The sequence below is a fragment of the Curtobacterium sp. AB7 genome, assembly GCF_044909335.1.
In the GTDB taxonomy this organism is placed as follows: domain Bacteria; phylum Actinomycetota; class Actinomycetes; order Actinomycetales; family Microbacteriaceae; genus Curtobacterium.
Genome location: NZ_JBIYED010000002.1, coordinates 225907 through 243074 on the forward strand (window position 1 = coordinate 225907; position 17168 = coordinate 243074).

The window sequence follows — 17168 nt, forward strand, 5'->3', positions numbered from 1 at the left end:
GTTCGATCCGGGTCGTGACCAGTGCCGACCTGGGCCGACCGATGCATGCTAATGCCCTGCCCTGGCGGTCCCCTCCGAGGAACCGGCAGGTGCCCTGGGTGCGGTGGGAGGATGGCCGACGTGCTCCCTGACCTCGCCGAACTCACCGCCGACGCGCACGTGGTCGCCCTGCCCATGCGGGTGCGGTTCCGCGGCATCACGACGCGCGAGGCAGTCGTCCTCCGCGGGCCCTCCGGGTGGACCGAGTTCTCGCCGTTCGTCGAGTACGACGACGCCGAGGCCGCCGCGTGGCTCCGGGGCGCCATCGACTTCGGCTGGACCACGCACGAGGCCGCCGCGGACTCGGTGCCCGTGAACGCCACCGTGCCGGCGATCGCCCCGGACCAGGTCGCCGCACTGCTCGCGCGCTACCCCGGGTGCACCACGGCCAAGGTCAAGGTCGCCGAACCCGGCACGACCATCGACGACGACGTCGCCCGGGTCGCCGAGGTCCGACGGGTGATGGGCCCCGCAGCCGCCGTCCGGGTGGACGCCAACGGGCTCTGGACCGTCGACCAGGCCACCGAGGCACTCGAACGCCTCGCCCCCTTCCACCTGCAGTACGCCGAGCAACCCTGCCGGACCGTGCCGGAGCTCGCCGCGCTGCGGTCACGGATCGACGGCCTCGGCCTCCGGATCGCCGCGGACGAGAGCGTCCGCAAGGCCGCGGACCCGCTCGCCGTCGCGCGGGCCGGAGCGGCCGACGTCCTCGTCGTCAAGGCACAACCCCTCGGAGGCGTCACCGCGGCACGCGCCGTCATCGCCGAGGCCGGGTTGCCGTGCGTGGTCTCCAGCGCGCTCGACACCTCGGTGGGACTCGGCATGGGGGCGTTCCTCGCCGCGGCCGCGATGTCCCCGGGCTACGCCGCCGGGCTCGGGACGGCCGCGATGTTCGCGTCCGACGTCACCGCGGACCCACTGCTGCCGGTCGGGGGCCGCGTGCCGGTGCGCCGTGCCACGGTGTCGGCGGGCCTGCTGGACCGGAACGCGGCGTCCCCGGAGCGCACGGCGTGGTGGCTCGCGCGCCTCGAGCGGGTACACGCCGTACTGTCCGCCGCGTAGACCCGTCTTCCTGTCCCTGCACGCGACCGGACGACGGACGGGAGGCACGGTGCCAGCTGGCACCGTGCCTCCCGTCCGGTCCTGGTCACGACCAGGGTCGCGTCAGTGACGCGCGTCGCTCACAGACCCGAGTAGCTGTGCAGGCCCTTGAAGAAGACGTTCACGACCGAGAAGTTGAACATCACGGCAGCGAAGCCGATGAGCGCCAGCCACGACGACCGCGCACCGCGCCAGCCACGCGTCGCACGGGCGTGGATGTACCCGGCGTAGACGACCCAGATGATGAAGGTCCAGACCTCCTTGGTGTCCCAGCCCCAGTACCGACCCCAGGCACGCTCCGCCCAGACCGCACCGGCGATCAGGGTGAAGGTCCAGAGGACGAAGCCGACGAGCAGGACGCGGTAGGTCAGGACCTCGAGGCGGTCGGCGTCCGGCAGGGTCGCCATGAAGCGGAGCTTGCCCGACGCGGTCCGGCCCTGGCGGTACGTCTGCACGAGCTGCGCCACCGCGAGCCCTGCACCGAGTGCGAAGAACCCGGTGCCGGCGATCGCCACGAAGACGTGGATGACGAGCCAGTACGACTGCAGCGCCGGCTGCAGCGGGACGACGGGGACCCAGTAGTTCACCGTCGCGATGCCGAGCAGGATGATCGTCAGCCCGGTGATGAAGACACCGAGGAACTTCAGGTTCTGCCAGAACTGCACGAGCAGGAAGATGAGCGTGATGAGCGCCGTGCCGGTGAGCGAGAACTCGAACATGTTGCCCCACGGCACCCGGTCGGCCGCGATGCCGCGCAGGACAACGGAGCCGATGTGCAGCACCAGGGCGAGGACCGTCATGGCCATGCCGACGCGCTCGAACTTCGTGCCCCGCCCGGCGGAGCCGCCGGCGTTCGCCGGAGGTGCCGCGACCGGCTCGAGCACGACGGTGCCGCCCCGGACGGTGGCGACGGTCTTCACCGAGCGCGCCGCGTCCACCGAGCCCGTCGCCGCTGCGTCGTCCGAGTCCGCACCCGTCTTCTTCGCCGCCGCTGTCACCTCGCCGGAGCGTTTCGCCATGTCCAGCGCGAACGAGATGAACGCGATGACGTAGACCGCCATCGCGGAGTACGTCAGCACGACCGAGTAGGTCGCGAGGTTCGTGGTCATGTCGTTCACTGGGGCATCCTAACTCCGAGGTCCGACGTGTGGCGTTGTGCGATGTCCCCGACGGCCCGCTCGAGGTTGGGGTCCTCGCCACGGGCGAGACCCGCGTACTCCAGGTCGTACTCGCCGTTCGCTGCGCCCTTCCGGGGCACGACCTTCACCCACACGCGTCGGCGCGGGACGAAGAGCGACGTGAGCAGCCCGAGGGTGGAGAGCAGCGCGAAGCCGGCGACCCATGCCTGCGACGGGTCGTGGTGCACGTCGAGCGACACGTAGCGCTTGACGCCGTCGAAGGTGATCGACCCCGCACCGTTCGGCAGCTTCTTGGTCTGCCCGGGCTCGAGCGCGATGCTCGCCGTGTCGGACTGACGGCCGGCGATCTGCGTGAGCCCCTTGGTGTCGAGCGTGTAGACGCTCTGCGGCACGCCGCTGTCGAGCCCGAGGTCACCGGTGTAGACCTGCAGCGTCAGCAGCGGGTTCTGCGTGTCCGGGTAGGCGCTCGTGTACGCGCCGGAAGCGAGCTTCGACGCCGTCGGGTAGAAGAACCCGACCATGCCGAGCTGGTCCGGCAGCGCGTCCGGCACCTTGATGACGCCCGTGGACGTGTAGTTGGCGTCCTCGGGCAGGAACGGCACGACGTCCTGGAACGCCACGTTGCCCTCGCCGTCGCGCACGGTGACGTTCATCGCGTAGCCGTTGCCGAGCAGGTAGACGTTGGTGCCGCCCACGTGCAGCGGGTCGTTCACGCCCAGACGGCTGGTCGTCGCCTCGCCGCCCTTCTCCTTGCTCGTCACGGTCGCCGAGTAGTCGAGCGCCTGGCCGAGGGCGTCGAGGTTGCGCTCCTCGTACTTCGTGACGAACTTGTCCAGCGTCAGGTTGTAGCCCTTGAGGTCGGTCTGCTGGAACCAGCGACCCGGGTTGAACGAGTCGTAGGAGCCGAGGACGTTCGAGAACGTCTGCCCCTCGACCAGCAGCCGCTGACCGGTGAACCCGAACCCGCCGCCGACACCGACGGCCAGCAGGACGCCCACGAGCGCCGCGTGGAACACCAGGTTGCCGGTCTCGCGCAGGTAGCCGCGCTCCGCGCTCACCGAGTCGCCGAAGCGCTCGACGCGGTACCCGGAGCGCTTCAGGATCGCCATCGCGCGCGTCACCGCGTGCTCGCTGGACGGGAGGCCCGTGGCCGCGTCGATCCCGGTGGTGCCGTCGATCATCGCCTCGGGCTGCACCGCCACGGTGCGGAAGCCCGCCAGTCGCGTCAGGCGGACGGGGGTGCGGGGGGGACGGGTGCGGAGCGCCTGCCAGTGGTGCTTCGTGCGCGGCACGATGCAGCCGATCAGGGAGACGAACAGCAGCAGGTAGATCGCCGAGAACCACACCGAGGTGTAGGTGTCGAAGACCTGCAGCTTGTCGAGGATCGGGTAGAGCGTCGCGTGGTCGGCCTTGTACTGGACGACACCGTTCGGGTCGGCGGTGCGCTGCGGCACGAGCGAGCCCGGGATCGCCGCGAGGGCGAGCAGCATGAGCAGGAACAGCGCGGTGCGCATGCTCGTGAGCTGTCGCCAGAAGAACCGGAGGGTGCCGACGAAGCCGAGCTTCGGCTGGTTGATGCCGGCGTCGCCGGGTCCGGAGCCGTCGACGTGGTCGGACGGTCGCTGCGGGTCCGACGCGGTGTCGGCGCCCGTCGCTTCGGTTTCGGGATCAGACCGCGGGGACAAAGCTCTGGATCACCGCCCCGACGCTCGACATGACGGCCGACCAGATTCCGGTGACCATGAGCAGACCGATGACGATCAGGATCGCTCCTCCGATGATGTTGACGGTGCGCATGTGGCGCTTCACGGCGCGGATCGCACCGGTCGCCCAGCCGGCCCCGAGGGCGACGAGGACGAACGGGATGCCGAGGCCCAGGCAGTACGCGACGCCGAGCCACATGCCCTGCCAGGCACTGCCCGACTGCACGCTGAGCAGGTTGATGGCGGCGAGGGTCGGACCGAGGCACGGGGTCCAACCGAGCCCGAACACGATGCCGAGCAGCGGGGCGCCGACGAGTCCGGTCGCGGGTGTCCAGCTCGGCTTGATGGTGCGCTGCATGAACGTGAACCGGCCGACGAACACCAGCCCCATCGCGATGACGACGACGCCCAGGATCTGCGTGATGAGGTCGCGCCACCGCACGAGCCAGAACCCGAGCGCCCCGAACACCGTCGTGTACGCGACGAAGACCGCCGTGAAGCCGAGGATGAACAGGAGCACGCCGAGCACGACCCGTCCGCGGCGCTGCCCGCCCTCGGCGATCCCGCCGACGTACCCGAGGTAGCCGGGCACGAGCGGGAGCACGCAGGGCGACAGGAACGAGACGAGCCCCGCGAGCGCCGCCACGGGCAGCGCGACGGCCATCTGGCCGCTCAGGATCGCCTCGGCGAAGGGGTTGGAGGCCACGGGTCAGGAGGCCTTGCCGGCGTCGACTTCGTCGCTGATCAGGGTCTTCAGGATGCTCGTGCCGTCGACGGCGCCGAGCACCCGGGCAGCCACGCGGCCCTTGGTGTCGAGGACGATCGTGGCCGGCACGGCGTTCGGGGCGATCTGACCGGACAGGGCGAGCTGCATCGTGCCGGTCTTCTGGTCGAGGACGGTCGGGTAGTCGACGCCGAAGGTGCGCTCGAAGGCGGCTGCGGTCGCTGCCTCGTCGCGGACGTTGACGCCGATGAACGCGACGTCGTCGGCACCGGCGTAGGACTCGTGCACCTCGTTGAGGTACTTCGCCTCGGCGCGGCACGGCGGGCAGCTCGCGTACCAGAAGTTCAGGACGACGACCTTGCCCTTGAGGTCCTTCGACGAGACGGTGTCGCCGTCAGAGTCCTTCGCTTCGAAGTCGACCGCGTCGGACCGCTTGTCGGCGGTGACCTCGGTCACCGCGCCGTCGCCGGAGATGTAGTTCTGGGTGGTGCCGTTGCCGTACTGCTTCGCGAGGCCACCGTTGTCCGACGAGCACCCGGACAGGACGAGCGCCGCGGCGACCGCCGTCGCTGCGAGGACGGCGAACCGCTTGCTGATGACGCTCACACTGCTCCTTCGTCGACGGCGGTCGCGCGCAGCTCCTGCGCGGGATCCGTGTACCCGACCTCGGTGAACCGACCGGTCGACGTGGCGGGCACCCGTTCGACGGTCGTGATGCTCGACAGGTCGCAGCGACGTTTGCGTGGGTCGTGCCAGAGCGACTCTCCCGCGAGCTTGCGGTGGACCGTCCAGATCGGCAGCTGGTGGCTGACCAGGACGACGTCGCCGCCGTCCACGCTCTCCCACGCCGTCGTCATCGCGGCGAGCATGCGGTTCGCGATCGACTCGTACGCCTCGCCCCAGCTCGGCCGGAAGGGGTTCGCGATCCAGGGCCACTCCGCCGGACGGCCGAGCGAACGCTTCGTGAAACCCGGGGGCTGCCCCTCGTACCGGTTCGTCGGCTCGATGAGGCGCTCGTCCAGCGTGACGTCGAGCCCGTACGCGGCCGACCACGGCGCCGCGGACTCCTGCGTGCGCTGCAGCGGCGAGGCGACGATCCGGCGCACGTCGACACCGGCGTCCTTCCACGCGGTCGCCGAGGCGAGGGCCATCTGCTTGCCGAGGTCGCTCAGTCCGAAGCCCGGGAGCCGCCCGTACAGGACGCGGTCGGGGTTGTGCACCTCGCCGTGCCGGACGAGGTGGAGTCGAGTGGCGGGCATGGGTTCCAGTGTAGGTCGCCCACCGGTGCTCACCGGCCCCACAGCCGATTCACCGGATGCGGAAGCGCTCAGCCGAGCTCGCCCGACAACCGCCCGTGGATGGCCACCGACCCGGTGTTGAGGCCCACCACCTCGACCGTGGACCCGTGCTTGGCGAACCGCTGCTCGACCCCGTCGAGGGCCGCGACCGTCGAGGCGTCGAAGACGTGCGCGTCGGACAGGTCGATGACCACGTGCTCCGGGTCCTCGGCGTAGGAGAACCGCGTGACGAGGTCGTTCGACGACGCGAAGAAGAGGGCGCCGCGCACCCGGTACCGCACGGTGTGCTCGTCGACCGGCTCGCGCACAACGGTGACGACGTGCGCCGCCCGGCGCGCGAAGACCAGCGCCGCGACGACGACCCCGACGAGCACGCCGGTCGCGAGGTTCTCGGTCACGACGACCACGACGACGGTGATCAGCATGACCGCGGTCTCGCCGAGCGGCATCCGCCGCAGGGTGCGCGGACGGATGCTGTGCCAGTCGAAGGTCGCCACGCACACCATGAGCATCACGGCGGTCAGCGCGGCCATCGGGATCTGGGCGACGAGGTCGTGCAGCACGATCGTCAGGACGAGCACGGATGCACCGGCGACGAAGGTCGAGATCCGGGTCCGTGCGCCCGCGGTCTTCACGTTGATGACCGTCTGGCCGATCATCGCGCAACCACCCGTGCCGCCGAAGAACGCCGACGCGATGTTCGCGACGCCCTGCCCCCAGGACTCCCGCCACTTGCTCGAGCCGGTCTCGGTGATGGAGTCGACGAGTTGCGCGGTCAACAGGGTCTCGATGAGGCCGACGATCGCGACGCCGAACGCGTACGGCGCGATGACCTGCAGCGTCTCGAAGGAGAACGGGGTGACGATGCCGGTGAACCCGGGCAGCGCGGTGGGCAGTTCGCCCTCGTCGCCGACCGTGGGGACGACGACGCTGAAGAGCATGGTGATGCCGGTGATCACGACGACCGCGACGAGCGGCGCCGGGACCGCCTTGGTCAGGAACGGGAAGCCGACGATGATCGCGATGCCGAGGGCGGTGAGCGGCCAGACGACGAACGGGACGTCGTCGCCGAGCAGGTTGGGCAGCTGCGCGGTGAAGATGAGGATCGCCAGCGCGTTGACGAACGCCACGTTGACGCTGCGCGGGATGAAGCGCATCAGGCGCGCGACCCCGAGGAACCCGAGCACGAGCTGGAACACGCCACCGAGCACGATCGCGGGCACGAGGTACTCGATGCCGTGTTCGCGGACGAGCGGCGCGATGACCAGGGCCACCGAACCGGCGGCGGCGGACACCATCGCCGGACGGCCGCCGACGATCGAGATGACGACCGCGATGACGACGCTCGAGAACAGGCCCACCGCGGGGTCGACCCCGGCGACGACGGAGAACGAGATCGCCTCGGGGATGAGCGCGAGCGCGGTGACGACCCCGGCGAGGAGTTCGCGGGTCAGCATGCGGGGTGAGCGGAGGGTGGTGAGGACGCTCGGGGCCGCCGGCGCGTGTGTGATCACGGACATCGATGGGAACTCTACCCTCACGTGAGGGTAGAGTTGTGCACCGTGAGCACCACCGACACCCCGGACACGATGCACATCGGCGAGCTGGCAGACCGTGCCGGCATGTCCCTGCGGACGATCCGCCACTACGACGAGGTCGGGCTGCTCGTGCCGAGCGGCCGCACCACGGGCGGGTTCCGGGTCTACACCGCGCAGGACCTGGACCGGCTGCTCGTGATCCGCCGCATGAAACCGCTCGGGTTCACGCTCGACGAGATGGCGGACCTGCTGCGGGTCGTCGATGCGCTGGCGGCGAAGGACCCCGACGACGAGCCCGCGCTGGCTGCACGCCTCGACGAGTACCTCGACGACGCCCGGGCCCGGCACGCCAAGCTCGTCGAGCGCGCCGGCATGGCCGAGGAGTTCATCGGCACCCTGGGGTCACTCCGCGCTTCGCTCCCCTGACCGTGCGGCGCCCACCGCCGCGGTGGCCCCCGGGCGCGCGCGCTCGGCGCGGAGCCGCGCGCGCTCGTGATGGGCTGCGTCCCATTCGCGCAAGCGACGCCGGATCTCGTCGTGCTCCCAGATGACACGGCGCGCCTTCCTCGGTCTGAACCGGTACTTCCGCCTGATGCGTTCTCGCCACTCGGCCTCTCGACGCTCCAAGAGCTCGACCACCGGATCACGCTCCGTCACTCCGTGTTCGTCCACGTTGCCTCTCTTCCCGTGATGAGTTCCAACACGATGTTGCCCACCGCCTCGTCGTCGTCCCGAAGAATCTGCATTTCGTACATCGCTTTCGCGCTGGCGCGACCGAGCTCGGCGCGACCGATGTCGTCGGCACACGTCTGGTCCACCGTCCAGACGAAGCGCGACCAAGCTCGGTCCCGCTGCTCGCGCGCGACGTCCCGCCGCCACCGGATGACCGCCCACCGCCCACCGACGAACGCCGCGAGCAGCGTGAACGCCGCCGTGCACAGCGCTGCTGCCACGCCCGCGACCGCCGCAGGCGGCCAGGTCGCGAGCTCCCCCGTCCCCCTCCCCACCCGGTCCCCCTCTCGTCCCGCGACCCGGCCACGTCGAGAACGCTACGGACCCACGCGACGCCCCACGGGCCTCCCGGTCAGACCTGTGGACGACGCCGAGCGCAGGCCGCCCTGTGGAGGGGAACACCCTGCGGACCGACGCCGCCGGACGCAGACGGTTAGACTCGACCACCGTGATCGAACGCACCCGCATCGCCGACCTCGCTGCCCTCCCCGACGGCCCCGTCTCCGTGGCCGGATGGGTCGAGACCGTCCGAGACCAGAAGAAGGTGCAGTTCGTCGTCCTCCGCGACGAATCCGGCGCCGTCCAGCTCGTGAACCCCGCCACGCGCGAGGCCGAGGACGGTGACGACGCCGCCCAGGCCGCGCTCGCCACCACCACCGAGATCTCGGCCCTCGCCCACGGCACCTTCATCCACGCCACCGGCACCCTGAAGCACGACGAGCGCGTCAAGCTCGGCGGGCTCGAGGTCAAGGTCGGCACGCTCGAGGTGGTGAGCGCCGCGATCCCGGAGACGCCGATCGCCGACGACTCGTCGCTCGACAAGCGGCTCGACTGGCGCTTCCTCGACCTGCGCAACCGCAAGCAGAACCTCATCTTCCGCATCCAGACGACGCTGGAGCACGCGTTCCGCACCTACTGGGTGGACCGCGACTACATCGAGATCCACACGCCGAAGCTGATGGCGTCGGCGTCCGAGTCGCGCGCCGAACTCTTCCAGCTCGAGTACTTCGAGACGACCGCCTACCTGGCGCAGTCGCCGCAGAACTTCAAGCAGATGGCGCAGCCGGCCGGCTTCGGCGCCGTGTTCGAGATCGCCGACGCGTTCCGCGCGGACCCCTCGTTCACGAGCCGCCACGCGACCGAGTTCACGAGCGTCGACGCCGAGTTCTCGTGGATCGAGTCCCACGAAGACGTCATGGCGATGCACGAAGAGGTCCTGGTCGCCGGCATCACCGCCGTCAAGGAGAAGTACGGCAAGGACATCGAGGAGGTCTTCGGCTTCGAGCTGCAGGTCCCCGCGACGCCGTTCCCCCGCGTGACCCTGGCCGAGGCCCGGAAGATCGTGGCCGACAGCGGACACGACGTCGTCCGCGCCGACGGTGACCTGGACCCCGAGGGCGAGCGCCGCGTCGCCGCCTGGGCGAAGGAGCACCACGGTTCCGAGTTCGTGTTCGTCACCGAGTACGACGCCTCGATCCGGCCGTATTACCACATGCGCAAGCCGGGTGACCCGTCGCTCACGAACAGCTACGACCTCATCTTCAACGGCGCGGAGATCTCCACGGGCGCGCAGCGCGAGCACCGCGTCGACGTGCTCGAGGCGCAGGCCGTCGAGAAGGGCCTCGACCCCGAGGAGCTCGGCTGGTACCTCGACTTCTTCCGCTACGGCGTACCGCCGCACGGTGGGTTCGGCATGGGCCTCGCGCGCGTGCTCATGCTCATGCTGGGTGAGCCGTCCATCCGCGAGGTCACGTACCTCTTCCGTGGACCGACGCGCCTGACCCCGTAGTCGCGTCACGCGTCTCCCCGCGCGAGCGCACTTGGTGAACAGGAATGGTCGCCTCCCGATGTGGGAGGCGACCATTTCTGCTCACGAAGCGCCGCAGCGCACGCAGCGCCGGGGGCGGGACGGGAGGCCCGGCTCAGCTCTGCCAGTCGATGGCAGCCCGCCCCGTGACCAGTCCACGGATCTCGGCTGCGGCAGCCTGGTGGTCCGGGTGCACCTGGTACTCGTCGAGTCCGGCGAGGTCGTCGAACGACGCGACGACGGCGACGTCGCTGTTCTTCTCCGGGTAGGCGACGTTCTCGACGACCTCGAGCGAACGGATCGACCCGATGGTGCCGCTCAGGCCGGTGAGGAGTTCGCGGATCCGAGCGATGGTCGCGGCGCGGTCGAGGTCTTCGCGCAGGGTCCAGGCGACGACGTGGGAGATCATGCGGGGGAACCGGCCTTCTCGAGGGCACGTGCGAGCCGGTCGGCGTCGACGTGCCAGTTGCTGTGGACGTGCCCGTCGACCAGCACGACGGGGATGTCCTCCGCGTACTCCTGGCGGAGGGCGTCGTCGTCGAGGATCGAGCGTTCCTGCAGGGTCACGCCAGGGTGTTCGGCGACGACGCGTTCGACCACGGGCCGTGCGTCGTCGCAGAGGTGGCATCCGGGCTTCGTCAGGAACGTCACTGCGGGCATGGCTCCAGCGTAGCCCGGGAACGCAAAAGCCCCGGCGAACCGGGGCTTCACGTGCAGACCTCTCTCGATCTACTTCTTGTTGCGACGCTGGTGACGCGTCTTGCGAAGGAGCTTGCGGTGCTTCTTCTTCGCCATGCGCTTGCGACGCTTCTTGATGACAGAACCCATGTGGACCTCGCTCGGACTGTGCTGATGTATCGGACACCGGGCCGTCGAGACCGCGGAAAATCAACCCGGCCGAGTCTACCGGAGGGCTGACGCGATGTCGAACGCGCCCGGAACGGACGTGCGTGCGTTCAGCCGACGTCTGCGATGCCACCGCGCAGCACGTCGGCGACGGCTGACTCGGGGACACGGAAGGACCGGCCGAAACGGATGGCGGGGAGCTCACCGGCGTGGACCATGCGGTACACGGTCATCTTCGAGACACGCATCATCTCGGCGACCTCAGCGACGGTGAGGAAGCGCACGTCGTCGAAACTGCCGGTCATGATCCGCCTTCGGTGGCTCGCACGCGATCCGCGCACGGGTTTGGTGTGACCTGTGTGGTCACCGGCAACTGTAGAGGCGCGTGCGACCCAGTGTCCAGGCTCAGTCTTCGTCGCCGCGGCGGGTGAAGCGCTTGCGGCTGCGGTCGACGACACGCTCCCAGCCCTGCTGCGCGCCCGAGATCGCCGCGGTGGCCCGGTAGGACGCCTCGGCCATGACGCGCCCGAGCTCGGTCCCGACCTCGACGGTGGTCTTGCCGGCCGCACCGCTCCGGCGGACGGACACGGGCTGACCGTCGGGGGTCCACGCCGTGGTCGCGGGCATGCCGTCGGCGTCGACCGCCCCGGTGAACGGCAGGACCCAGTCCTCCAGCGACACGAGCGGTTCCGGGTCGAGCCGGTAGAAGCGGTGCTGCCCCTCTTCACGGCTGGTGACGAGTCCGATGTCGCGCAGGACCCGGAGGTGCTTCGACACCGTCGGCTGGCTGACGCCCAGCCGTTCCACCAGCTGCCCGACGCTGAGTTCCCCGCCGGTGACGTCCGATCCGTACGCGGCGAGGAGGGTCCCGAGCAGCTCGCGCCTCGTGGGGTCCGCCACGACGGAGAAGATGTCGGCCATGCGGGCAAGGCTAGCCGGGGCACCACGGATGTACCATGACGAACCGTCCCGGCCCATGTCCTCGGAGGCATACGATGCTCGACCGTACCGAGCCGCTCCCGCGGCACGTGACCGTCACCCGACGACGGGGCGGACGGATCGCGACGGTCCTGCGCTCGTCGCCGTCACGTCTGGCGATCCTGGTGTTCGTCGCCCTCATCTTCGTGTTCACGGCGCTGTTCATGACCCCGTGGGCGGCGGCCGACGGCACCGGCACGCACTTCTCCGACGCGCTGTTCACGGCGGCCTCGGTGGTCTGCGTCACGGGCCTCGCGACCGTCGACATGGCCACGCACTGGTCGGTGTTCGGCAAGGTCCTCGTGGTGATCGGGACACAGATCGGTGCGGTGGGCGTCCTGACCTTCGCGTCGATCCTCGGGCTCTTCGTGACCCGCAAGCTCGGGCTCCGCGCGAAGCTGATGGCCGCCGGCGACTCGAACCCGCTCCGCACCCACCACGGGGCCGTCCCCGAGGGGCAGGCCGTCCGCCTCGGCGAGGTCGGCACCCTGCTCGCCACGGTCGCGGTGAGCACCCTGTCGATCGAGATCGTCCTCGGCCTGCTGCTGCTGCCGTCCGTGCTGATCGCCGGCATCCCGTTCTGGACCGCGGTCGGCGACTCCTTCTACTACGCCGCCATGGCGTTCACGAACACCGGCTTCTCGCCGAACGCGGACGGCCTCGACCCGTTCGCCCACGACTACTGGTTCCTGACGCTCCTGATGATCGGTGTCGTCGCGGGGTCGATCGGCTTCCCGGTCATCCGCACCCTGACGAAGCAGCTGCGCACCCCGCGCCGGTGGCCCATCCACGTCAAGCTCACGCTGGCCACGAGCGCCGTCCTGCTCGTCGGCGGTGCGATCGTCTACACCGCGCTCGAGGCGTCGAACCCGACGACCTTCGGCGAAGAAGGAGCCGGCCGGACCGCGTTCCAGGCGCTCTTCCTGTCGACGATGACCCGGTCCGGCGGCTTCTCGCTCGTCGACTTCGACCAGCTGAACGGGTCGAGCCTGCTCGTCACCGACATGCTCATGTTCATCGGCGGTGGGTCGGCCTCGACCGCCGGCGGCATCAAGGTCACGACCCTCGCCGTGCTGTTCCTCGCCGCGGTCGCCGAGGCGCGCGGCCGCCAGAGCATGGAGGCGTTCGGCCGCCGGATCCCGAGCGACGTGCTGCGGGTCGCGGTCGCCATCGTGCTCTGGGGCGCGACGATCGTGGCGGTCGCAACCGTGGTGCTCCTGCAGATCACCGACGACTCGCTCGACCGGGTGCTGTTCGAGGTGATCTCGGCGTTCTCGACCAGTGGGCTGTCCTCCGGCGTGTCCGCGAACCTGCCCGAGTCCGGCAAGTACGTCCTGGCCGCCACCATGTTCCTCGGCCGGGTCGGTACAGTGACCATCGCCGCAGCCCTGGCCGCGAGTCAGAGCCGGCAACTGTTCCGCCGTCCCGAGGAGAGGCCGATCGTTGGCTGACCGAACCCGTCCCCCGCACCCGATGGGTGCGATCAGTCACGACGCACCCGTGCTCGTCATCGGCCTCGGCCGGTTCGGCGCCGCCACCGCCGGTCAGCTCGAGCGCCAGGACCGCGAGGTGCTGGTCGTCGACACCGACCCGGGCCTCGTGCAGAAGTGGTCCGACCGGGTCACGCACGCCGTGCAGGCCGACGCGACCGACATCGACGCGCTGCGCCAGATCGGTGCGCAGGACTTCGCGATCGCGGTCGTCGGCACGGGCAGTGACCTGGAGTCGAGCGTGCTGATCACCGCGAACCTGGTCGACCTCGGCATCCCGCAGATCTGGGCGAAGGCCATCAGCCGGTCGCACGGCACGATCCTGTCCCGCATCGGCGCGAACCACGTCGTCTACCCGGAGCGCGAGGCCGGCGAGCGCACGGCGCACCTGGTGTCCGGGCGCATGCTCGACTTCATCGAGTTCGACGACGACTTCGCGGTGGTGAAGATGTTCCCGCCGCGGGCGGTGCGCGGCAAGGACCTCGCGACCACGGTGATCCGCACGCGGTTCGGTCTGACGGTGCTCGGCATCAAGCCGCCGGGCAGCCCGTTCGTGCCGGCGACCCCGGAGAGCATCATCGGCGAGAACGACGTGATCATCGTCTCGGGGTCCGAGACGGACCTGGAGCGATTCGCCGCCTACGAGTAGCGCGCTCGGCGTCGGTCGAGCCTGCCGCGCCGGCCGTGCCTACGACGCCGCGATCTCCTCCGCACGCGCGATCGCCGCGCGCGACGCGCGCAGGAACGTGTCGGCCAGGTCGGCGTCCTGCAGCACCGCGACGGCCCGCTCGGTGGTGCCCTTCGGGCTCGTGACGGCGCGCCGCAGGTCGGCGGGTCCGCGATCCGACCGGTCGAGCAGCTCGACGGCGCCCCGGAGCGTGCCCTGCACCATCGTGGCTGCCTGGTCCGGGGTGAAGCCGATCGCCTCGGCGGCGCGCTGCCACTCCTCGACGAGCAGGAAGACGTAGGCGGGGCCGGAGCCGGACACCGCCGACAGGGCGTCGAGCTGCGCCTCGGGCACCTCGATCACCCGTCCCGACGCCGTGAACACCGACGACGCGAGCGCGACGGCATCGGCGTCCGCCGAGGCCCCGGCGCTGATCCCCGTGACGCCGTGGCCGACGCCGATCGGCGTGTTCGGCAGCGCACGGACGACGCGGACCCCGTCCGGCACCCGCGACTCCATGCTCGCGGTGGTGGTGCCGACCGCGACGCTGACCAGCACCGCGCCGGGCTCCAGCTCGGCGGCGACCTCGTCGAGCAGGTCCGCGATCATGTACGGCTTCACGCCGACGACGACGAGTGCCGCACCACGGACGGCCGCGCGGTTCGCGCCGGGGTCGGTGTCGCTCGCGGTGGCGTCGAGCCCGCGCTCGCGGTGGGCGGCCGCCGACGCCTCGGACTTCGTCGTGAGGGTCACGGTTGCCGGGTCGAGTCCGGCGGCGAGCAGGCCGTCGAGGACCGAGCCGGACATGGAGCCGACGCCGAGCAGGGCGGTACGGGGCAGGTCGATCGTCATGCTCCCGACCCTACCGACCGGCCTCGCCTAGGATCGTCTTCCAGATCCGGAGAAGGGGACAGCTGTGAGCGCTTCAGGAGGCACGAAGGCGATCCTCGCCGCACTCGGTGCGAACGTCGGCATCGCGATCGTGAAGTTCGTCGCGGCGGCGATCAGCGGGTCCGCGTCGATGCTGGCCGAGGGCGTGCACTCCCTGGCCGACTCCGCGAACCAGCTCCTCCTGCTGCTCGGCGGACGCCGGGCACGCCGTGCCGCCGACGAGGAACACCCGTTCGGCTACGGCCGCGAGCGCTACGTGTACGCCTTCGTCGTCTCGATCATCCTGTTCTCCGTCGGCGGCGTCTTCTCGCTCTACGAGGGCATCGAGAAGCTCACCCACCCACATCCGCTCGAGAACTGGTGGCTGCCGCTCCTCGTGCTCGTCATCGCGATCGGGCTCGAGGGCTTCTCGCTCCGCACCGCCCTGAAGGAGGCCCGGCCGCAGAAGGGCTCCCAGAGCTGGGTCCAGTTCGTCCGCCGCGCCAAGGCGCCGGAACTCCCCGTCGTCATGCTCGAGGACACCGCGGCACTGCTCGGCCTGGTGTTCGCACTCTTCGGCGTCGGACTGACCGCGATCACCGGCAACGGGGTGTTCGACGCGATCGGCACGATCTTCATCGCCGCCCTGCTCATCGCCGTCGCGGTCGTCCTGGGCATCGAGACGAAGAGCCTGCTCGTCGGCGAGGGTGCGACCGCCGCCGACGTCGAGCGGATCAAGCACGCGGTGCTCGACGGCCCGGAGGTCGACTCGATCATCCACATCAAGACCCTGTACCTGGGCCCGGACGAGCTGATGGTCGGCGTGAAGGTCGCCGTCGACGGCGACCGCCGCCTGGGGGACGTCGCCGCGGGCATCGACACGGTCGAGCACCGGGTGCGCTCCGCGGTGCCGATCGCCCGGGTCATCTACGTCGAGCCCGACGTGCTCCGCACCGGTCCGCGCCCGCCGACCGAGGCGATCGTCATCCTCGCCGCTGACTGAAGAACGCGTCGAGCAGCGCGGCGCACTCGCGTTCGAGCACGCCGCCGACGACCTCGGAGCGGTGCGGCAGCCGGCGGTCCCTGGCGATGTCGTAGACGCTGCCGGTCGCGCCCGCCTTCGGGTCCCACGCGCCGAACACGACCCGCGGCACGCGCGCGGCCAGGATCGCCCCGGCGCACATCGGGCACGGCTCGAGCGTCACGACGAGCGTGTGCTCGTCGAGGTGCCAGTCCCCCGTCACCGAGGCTGCCGCACGGAGCGCGAGCACCTCGGCGTGGGCGGTCGGGTCCTGCAGCGCCTCGCGCTCGTTCCGGCCGACGGCGACGACCACGCCGTCTCGGTCGAGCACCACTGCCCCCACGGGCACGTCGCCGGTCGCCAGGCAGGCCCGGGCCTCGTCGAGCGCGCGCTCCATCGCCGGGACGAACGGGCGGGCAGCGGGCGCTTCCACGGGACCTCCAGGTGGTCGGCAGCACGGTAGGCTCGACCCTATGCGAGTCCACGTCGCCGACCACCCGCTCATCACCCACAAGCTCTCGGTGCTCCGCGACCGGACCACACCCTCCCCCACGTTCCGCGCCCTGACCGAAGAGCTCGTCACGCTCCTCGCGTACGAGGCCACGCGGAACGTCCGGGTCACCGCGACGCCCATCGACACCCCCGTGGCGCACACCATGGGCGTCTCGATCGCCAAGCCGCGTCCGCTCGTCGTCCCGATCCTGCGTGCCGGCCTCGGCATGCTCGAGGGGATGGTCAAGCTCGTACCGACGGCCGAGGTCGGGTTCCTCGGCATGGCCCGCAACGAGGAGACGCTCGAGCCGCAGACCTACGCCGAGCGCCTGCCCGACGACCTGTCCGGCCGACAGTGCTTCGTGCTCGACCCGATGCTGGCCACCGGCGGCACCCTCGCCGCCGCCATCGACTTCCTGTTCGCCCGCGGCGCCGAGGAGATCACCTGCGTGTGCATCCTCGGTGCGCCGGAGGGGCTCGCCATGGTCGAAGAGGCCGTCGGCGACCGCAACGTCTCGATCGTCCTCGGTGCCCTCGACGAGAAGCTCGACGAGAACGGGTACATCGTGCCCGGTCTCGGCGACGCCGGCGACCGCCTCTACGGTCTGGCCGAGTAGGCAGTCGACGTCACCGACGATCGACGGGAGGCCCGTGGCGACACCGCCACGGGCCTCCCGTCGTCCGTGAGCCCGGTCCACCGCCACCGGTGCGCGGAACGCACCG

21 protein-coding genes are annotated in these 17168 nt (G+C 70.5%); 7 read left to right on the forward strand and 14 right to left on the reverse strand.

Annotated features, from left to right (window positions below):
• The first annotated feature begins 111 nt into the window (after positions 1-111).
• Entirely contained in the window at positions 112-1101 is a 990-nt protein-coding gene (locus tag ABH929_RS07035; RefSeq protein WP_404560634.1) for an o-succinylbenzoate synthase, read from the forward strand.
• A 119-nt stretch (positions 1102-1220) separates the two neighbouring features.
• On the opposite strand, the gene ccsB is transcribed toward ABH929_RS07035, so the two are convergent.
• The 6 genes from ccsB to ABH929_RS07065 all read right to left on the reverse strand — a co-directional run bounded on the left by ccsB (position 1221) and on the right by ABH929_RS07065 (position 7524).
• Positions 1221-2249, reverse strand: coding sequence for a c-type cytochrome biogenesis protein CcsB (gene ccsB, locus ABH929_RS07040; protein ID WP_205464483.1), 1029 nt, complete (start codon positions 2247-2249; stop codon positions 1221-1223).
• 5 nt (positions 2250-2254) lie between these two features.
• Complete coding sequence (locus ABH929_RS07045) at positions 2255-3964, reverse strand: cytochrome c biogenesis protein ResB (RefSeq protein WP_404560636.1); 1710 nt, start codon at positions 3962-3964, stop codon at positions 2255-2257.
• Positions 3948-4646: a cytochrome c biogenesis CcdA family protein gene (locus ABH929_RS07050; protein WP_123292336.1), complete on the reverse strand. Its 699-nt coding sequence runs from the start codon at positions 4644-4646 to the stop codon at positions 3948-3950. The genes ABH929_RS07045 and ABH929_RS07050 overlap by 17 nt, the downstream gene beginning before the upstream one ends.
• Before the next feature lie 45 nt (positions 4647-4691).
• Positions 4692-5312, reverse strand: coding sequence for a TlpA disulfide reductase family protein (locus ABH929_RS07055; protein ID WP_123339052.1), 621 nt, complete (start codon positions 5310-5312; stop codon positions 4692-4694).
• On the reverse strand, positions 5309-5965 hold the full coding sequence (locus ABH929_RS07060) for a histidine phosphatase family protein (protein WP_404560638.1): 657 nt from the start codon (positions 5963-5965) through the stop codon (positions 5309-5311). Before ABH929_RS07060 ends, ABH929_RS07055 begins: the two co-directional genes overlap by 4 nt.
• Positions 5966-6033: 68 nt before the next feature.
• A complete protein-coding gene (locus ABH929_RS07065) occupies positions 6034-7524 on the reverse strand; it encodes a SulP family inorganic anion transporter (protein WP_404560640.1) in 1491 nt (496 codons plus the stop codon).
• A 69-nt stretch (positions 7525-7593) separates the two neighbouring features.
• Between ABH929_RS07065 and ABH929_RS07070 the strand changes: the two genes are divergently transcribed.
• Positions 7594-7968 carry a MerR family transcriptional regulator gene (locus ABH929_RS07070; RefSeq protein WP_111084475.1) on the forward strand — a complete coding sequence of 125 codons (375 nt, stop codon included), beginning with the start codon at positions 7594-7596 and terminating at the stop codon, positions 7966-7968.
• A gap of 227 nt (positions 7969-8195) precedes the next feature.
• Here ABH929_RS07070 and ABH929_RS07075 read toward each other — a convergent pair whose 3' ends face one another.
• Complete coding sequence (locus tag ABH929_RS07075) at positions 8196-8495, reverse strand: hypothetical protein (RefSeq protein ID WP_404560642.1); 300 nt, start codon at positions 8493-8495, stop codon at positions 8196-8198.
• 227 nt (positions 8496-8722) lie between these two features.
• Between ABH929_RS07075 and aspS the strand changes: the two genes are divergently transcribed.
• Complete coding sequence (aspS, locus tag ABH929_RS07080) at positions 8723-10063, forward strand: aspartate--tRNA(Asn) ligase (protein WP_123292088.1); 1341 nt, start codon at positions 8723-8725, stop codon at positions 10061-10063.
• Between the two features lie 133 nt (positions 10064-10196).
• On the opposite strand, the gene ABH929_RS07085 is transcribed toward aspS, so the two are convergent.
• The 5 genes from ABH929_RS07085 to ABH929_RS07105 form a co-directional block, all read right to left on the reverse strand.
• Positions 10197-10490 carry a Dabb family protein gene (locus ABH929_RS07085; RefSeq protein WP_205462797.1) on the reverse strand — a complete coding sequence of 98 codons (294 nt, stop codon included), beginning with the start codon at positions 10488-10490 and terminating at the stop codon, positions 10197-10199.
• Positions 10487-10741 (reverse strand): glutaredoxin family protein, encoded by a 255-nt coding sequence (locus tag ABH929_RS07090; protein ID WP_404560643.1) that lies wholly within the window; start codon positions 10739-10741, stop codon positions 10487-10489. The genes ABH929_RS07085 and ABH929_RS07090 overlap by 4 nt, the downstream gene beginning before the upstream one ends.
• A 69-nt stretch (positions 10742-10810) precedes the next feature.
• Positions 10811-10909 (reverse strand): 30S ribosomal protein bS22, encoded by a 99-nt coding sequence (locus ABH929_RS07095; protein ID WP_003792170.1) that lies wholly within the window; start codon positions 10907-10909, stop codon positions 10811-10813.
• A 128-nt stretch (positions 10910-11037) separates the two neighbouring features.
• On the reverse strand, positions 11038-11232 hold the full coding sequence (locus tag ABH929_RS07100) for a helix-turn-helix domain-containing protein (protein ID WP_022902482.1): 195 nt from the start codon (positions 11230-11232) through the stop codon (positions 11038-11040).
• A 100-nt stretch (positions 11233-11332) separates the two neighbouring features.
• Positions 11333-11848 carry a helix-turn-helix transcriptional regulator gene (locus ABH929_RS07105; RefSeq protein WP_111084288.1) on the reverse strand — a complete coding sequence of 172 codons (516 nt, stop codon included), beginning with the start codon at positions 11846-11848 and terminating at the stop codon, positions 11333-11335.
• 74 nt (positions 11849-11922) lie between these two features.
• Between ABH929_RS07105 and ABH929_RS07110 the strand changes: the two genes are divergently transcribed.
• Together ABH929_RS07110 and ABH929_RS07115 are read left to right on the forward strand one after the other, a co-directional pair.
• Positions 11923-13356: a TrkH family potassium uptake protein gene (locus ABH929_RS07110; protein ID WP_194646423.1), complete on the forward strand. Its 1434-nt coding sequence runs from the start codon at positions 11923-11925 to the stop codon at positions 13354-13356.
• Between the two features lie 22 nt (positions 13357-13378).
• Positions 13379-14044 (forward strand): TrkA family potassium uptake protein, encoded by a 666-nt coding sequence (locus tag ABH929_RS07115; protein ID WP_111084290.1) that lies wholly within the window; start codon positions 13379-13381, stop codon positions 14042-14044.
• A gap of 39 nt (positions 14045-14083) precedes the next feature.
• Here the strand turns inward: ABH929_RS07115 and proC are convergent, their stop codons facing one another.
• Entirely contained in the window at positions 14084-14914 is an 831-nt protein-coding gene (gene proC / locus ABH929_RS07120) for a pyrroline-5-carboxylate reductase (RefSeq protein ID WP_263089605.1), read from the reverse strand.
• A gap of 64 nt (positions 14915-14978) precedes the next feature.
• Here proC and ABH929_RS07125 point away from each other — a divergent pair, with 64 nt between their 5' ends.
• Entirely contained in the window at positions 14979-15935 is a 957-nt protein-coding gene (locus ABH929_RS07125; protein WP_404560645.1) for a cation diffusion facilitator family transporter, read from the forward strand.
• Here ABH929_RS07125 and ABH929_RS07130 read toward each other — a convergent pair.
• Positions 15916-16350, reverse strand: a complete 435-nt coding sequence (locus tag ABH929_RS07130; protein ID WP_404560883.1) for a nucleoside deaminase — start codon at positions 16348-16350, stop codon at positions 15916-15918. The two genes, ABH929_RS07125 and ABH929_RS07130, sit on opposite strands and share 20 nt — an antisense overlap.
• A gap of 76 nt (positions 16351-16426) precedes the next feature.
• Here ABH929_RS07130 and upp point away from each other — a divergent pair, with 76 nt between their 5' ends.
• Entirely contained in the window at positions 16427-17062 is a 636-nt protein-coding gene (gene upp, locus ABH929_RS07135) for a uracil phosphoribosyltransferase (RefSeq protein WP_111084293.1), read from the forward strand.
• The last annotated feature ends 106 nt before the right edge of the window (positions 17063-17168 follow it).

Excerpts from the sequence above, each read along its gene's own strand:
- ABH929_RS07105 (WP_111084288.1), bottom strand. The coding sequence starts at position 11,848 with ATGGCCGACATCTTCTCCGTCGTGGCGGACCCCACGAGGCGCGAGCTG.
- ccsB (WP_205464483.1), bottom strand. The coding sequence starts at position 2,249 with ATGACCACGAACCTCGCGACCTACTCGGTCGTGCTGACGTACTCCGCG.
- proC (WP_263089605.1), bottom strand. The coding sequence starts at position 14,914 with ATGACGATCGACCTGCCCCGTACCGCCCTGCTCGGCGTCGGCTCCATG.
- ABH929_RS07115 (WP_111084290.1), top strand. The coding sequence starts at position 13,379 with ATGGGTGCGATCAGTCACGACGCACCCGTGCTCGTCATCGGCCTCGGC.
- ABH929_RS07110 (WP_194646423.1), top strand. The coding sequence starts at position 11,923 with ATGCTCGACCGTACCGAGCCGCTCCCGCGGCACGTGACCGTCACCCGA.
- ABH929_RS07070 (WP_111084475.1), top strand. The coding sequence starts at position 7,594 with ATGCACATCGGCGAGCTGGCAGACCGTGCCGGCATGTCCCTGCGGACG.
- ABH929_RS07085 (WP_205462797.1), bottom strand. The coding sequence starts at position 10,490 with ATGATCTCCCACGTCGTCGCCTGGACCCTGCGCGAAGACCTCGACCGC.
- ABH929_RS07090 (WP_404560643.1), bottom strand. The coding sequence starts at position 10,741 with ATGCCCGCAGTGACGTTCCTGACGAAGCCCGGATGCCACCTCTGCGAC.
- upp (WP_111084293.1), top strand. The coding sequence starts at position 16,427 with ATGCGAGTCCACGTCGCCGACCACCCGCTCATCACCCACAAGCTCTCG.
- ABH929_RS07065 (WP_404560640.1), bottom strand. The coding sequence starts at position 7,524 with ATGTCCGTGATCACACACGCGCCGGCGGCCCCGAGCGTCCTCACCACC.
- ABH929_RS07050 (WP_123292336.1), bottom strand. The coding sequence starts at position 4,646 with ATGGCCGTCGCGCTGCCCGTGGCGGCGCTCGCGGGGCTCGTCTCGTTC.
- ABH929_RS07035 (WP_404560634.1), top strand. The coding sequence starts at position 112 with ATGGCCGACGTGCTCCCTGACCTCGCCGAACTCACCGCCGACGCGCAC.
- ABH929_RS07060 (WP_404560638.1), bottom strand. The coding sequence starts at position 5,965 with ATGCCCGCCACTCGACTCCACCTCGTCCGGCACGGCGAGGTGCACAAC.
- ABH929_RS07130 (WP_404560883.1), bottom strand. The coding sequence starts at position 16,350 with ATGGAGCGCGCGCTCGACGAGGCCCGGGCCTGCCTGGCGACCGGCGAC.
- ABH929_RS07100 (WP_022902482.1), bottom strand. The coding sequence starts at position 11,232 with ATGACCGGCAGTTTCGACGACGTGCGCTTCCTCACCGTCGCTGAGGTC.
- ABH929_RS07095 (WP_003792170.1), bottom strand. The coding sequence starts at position 10,909 with ATGGGTTCTGTCATCAAGAAGCGTCGCAAGCGCATGGCGAAGAAGAAG.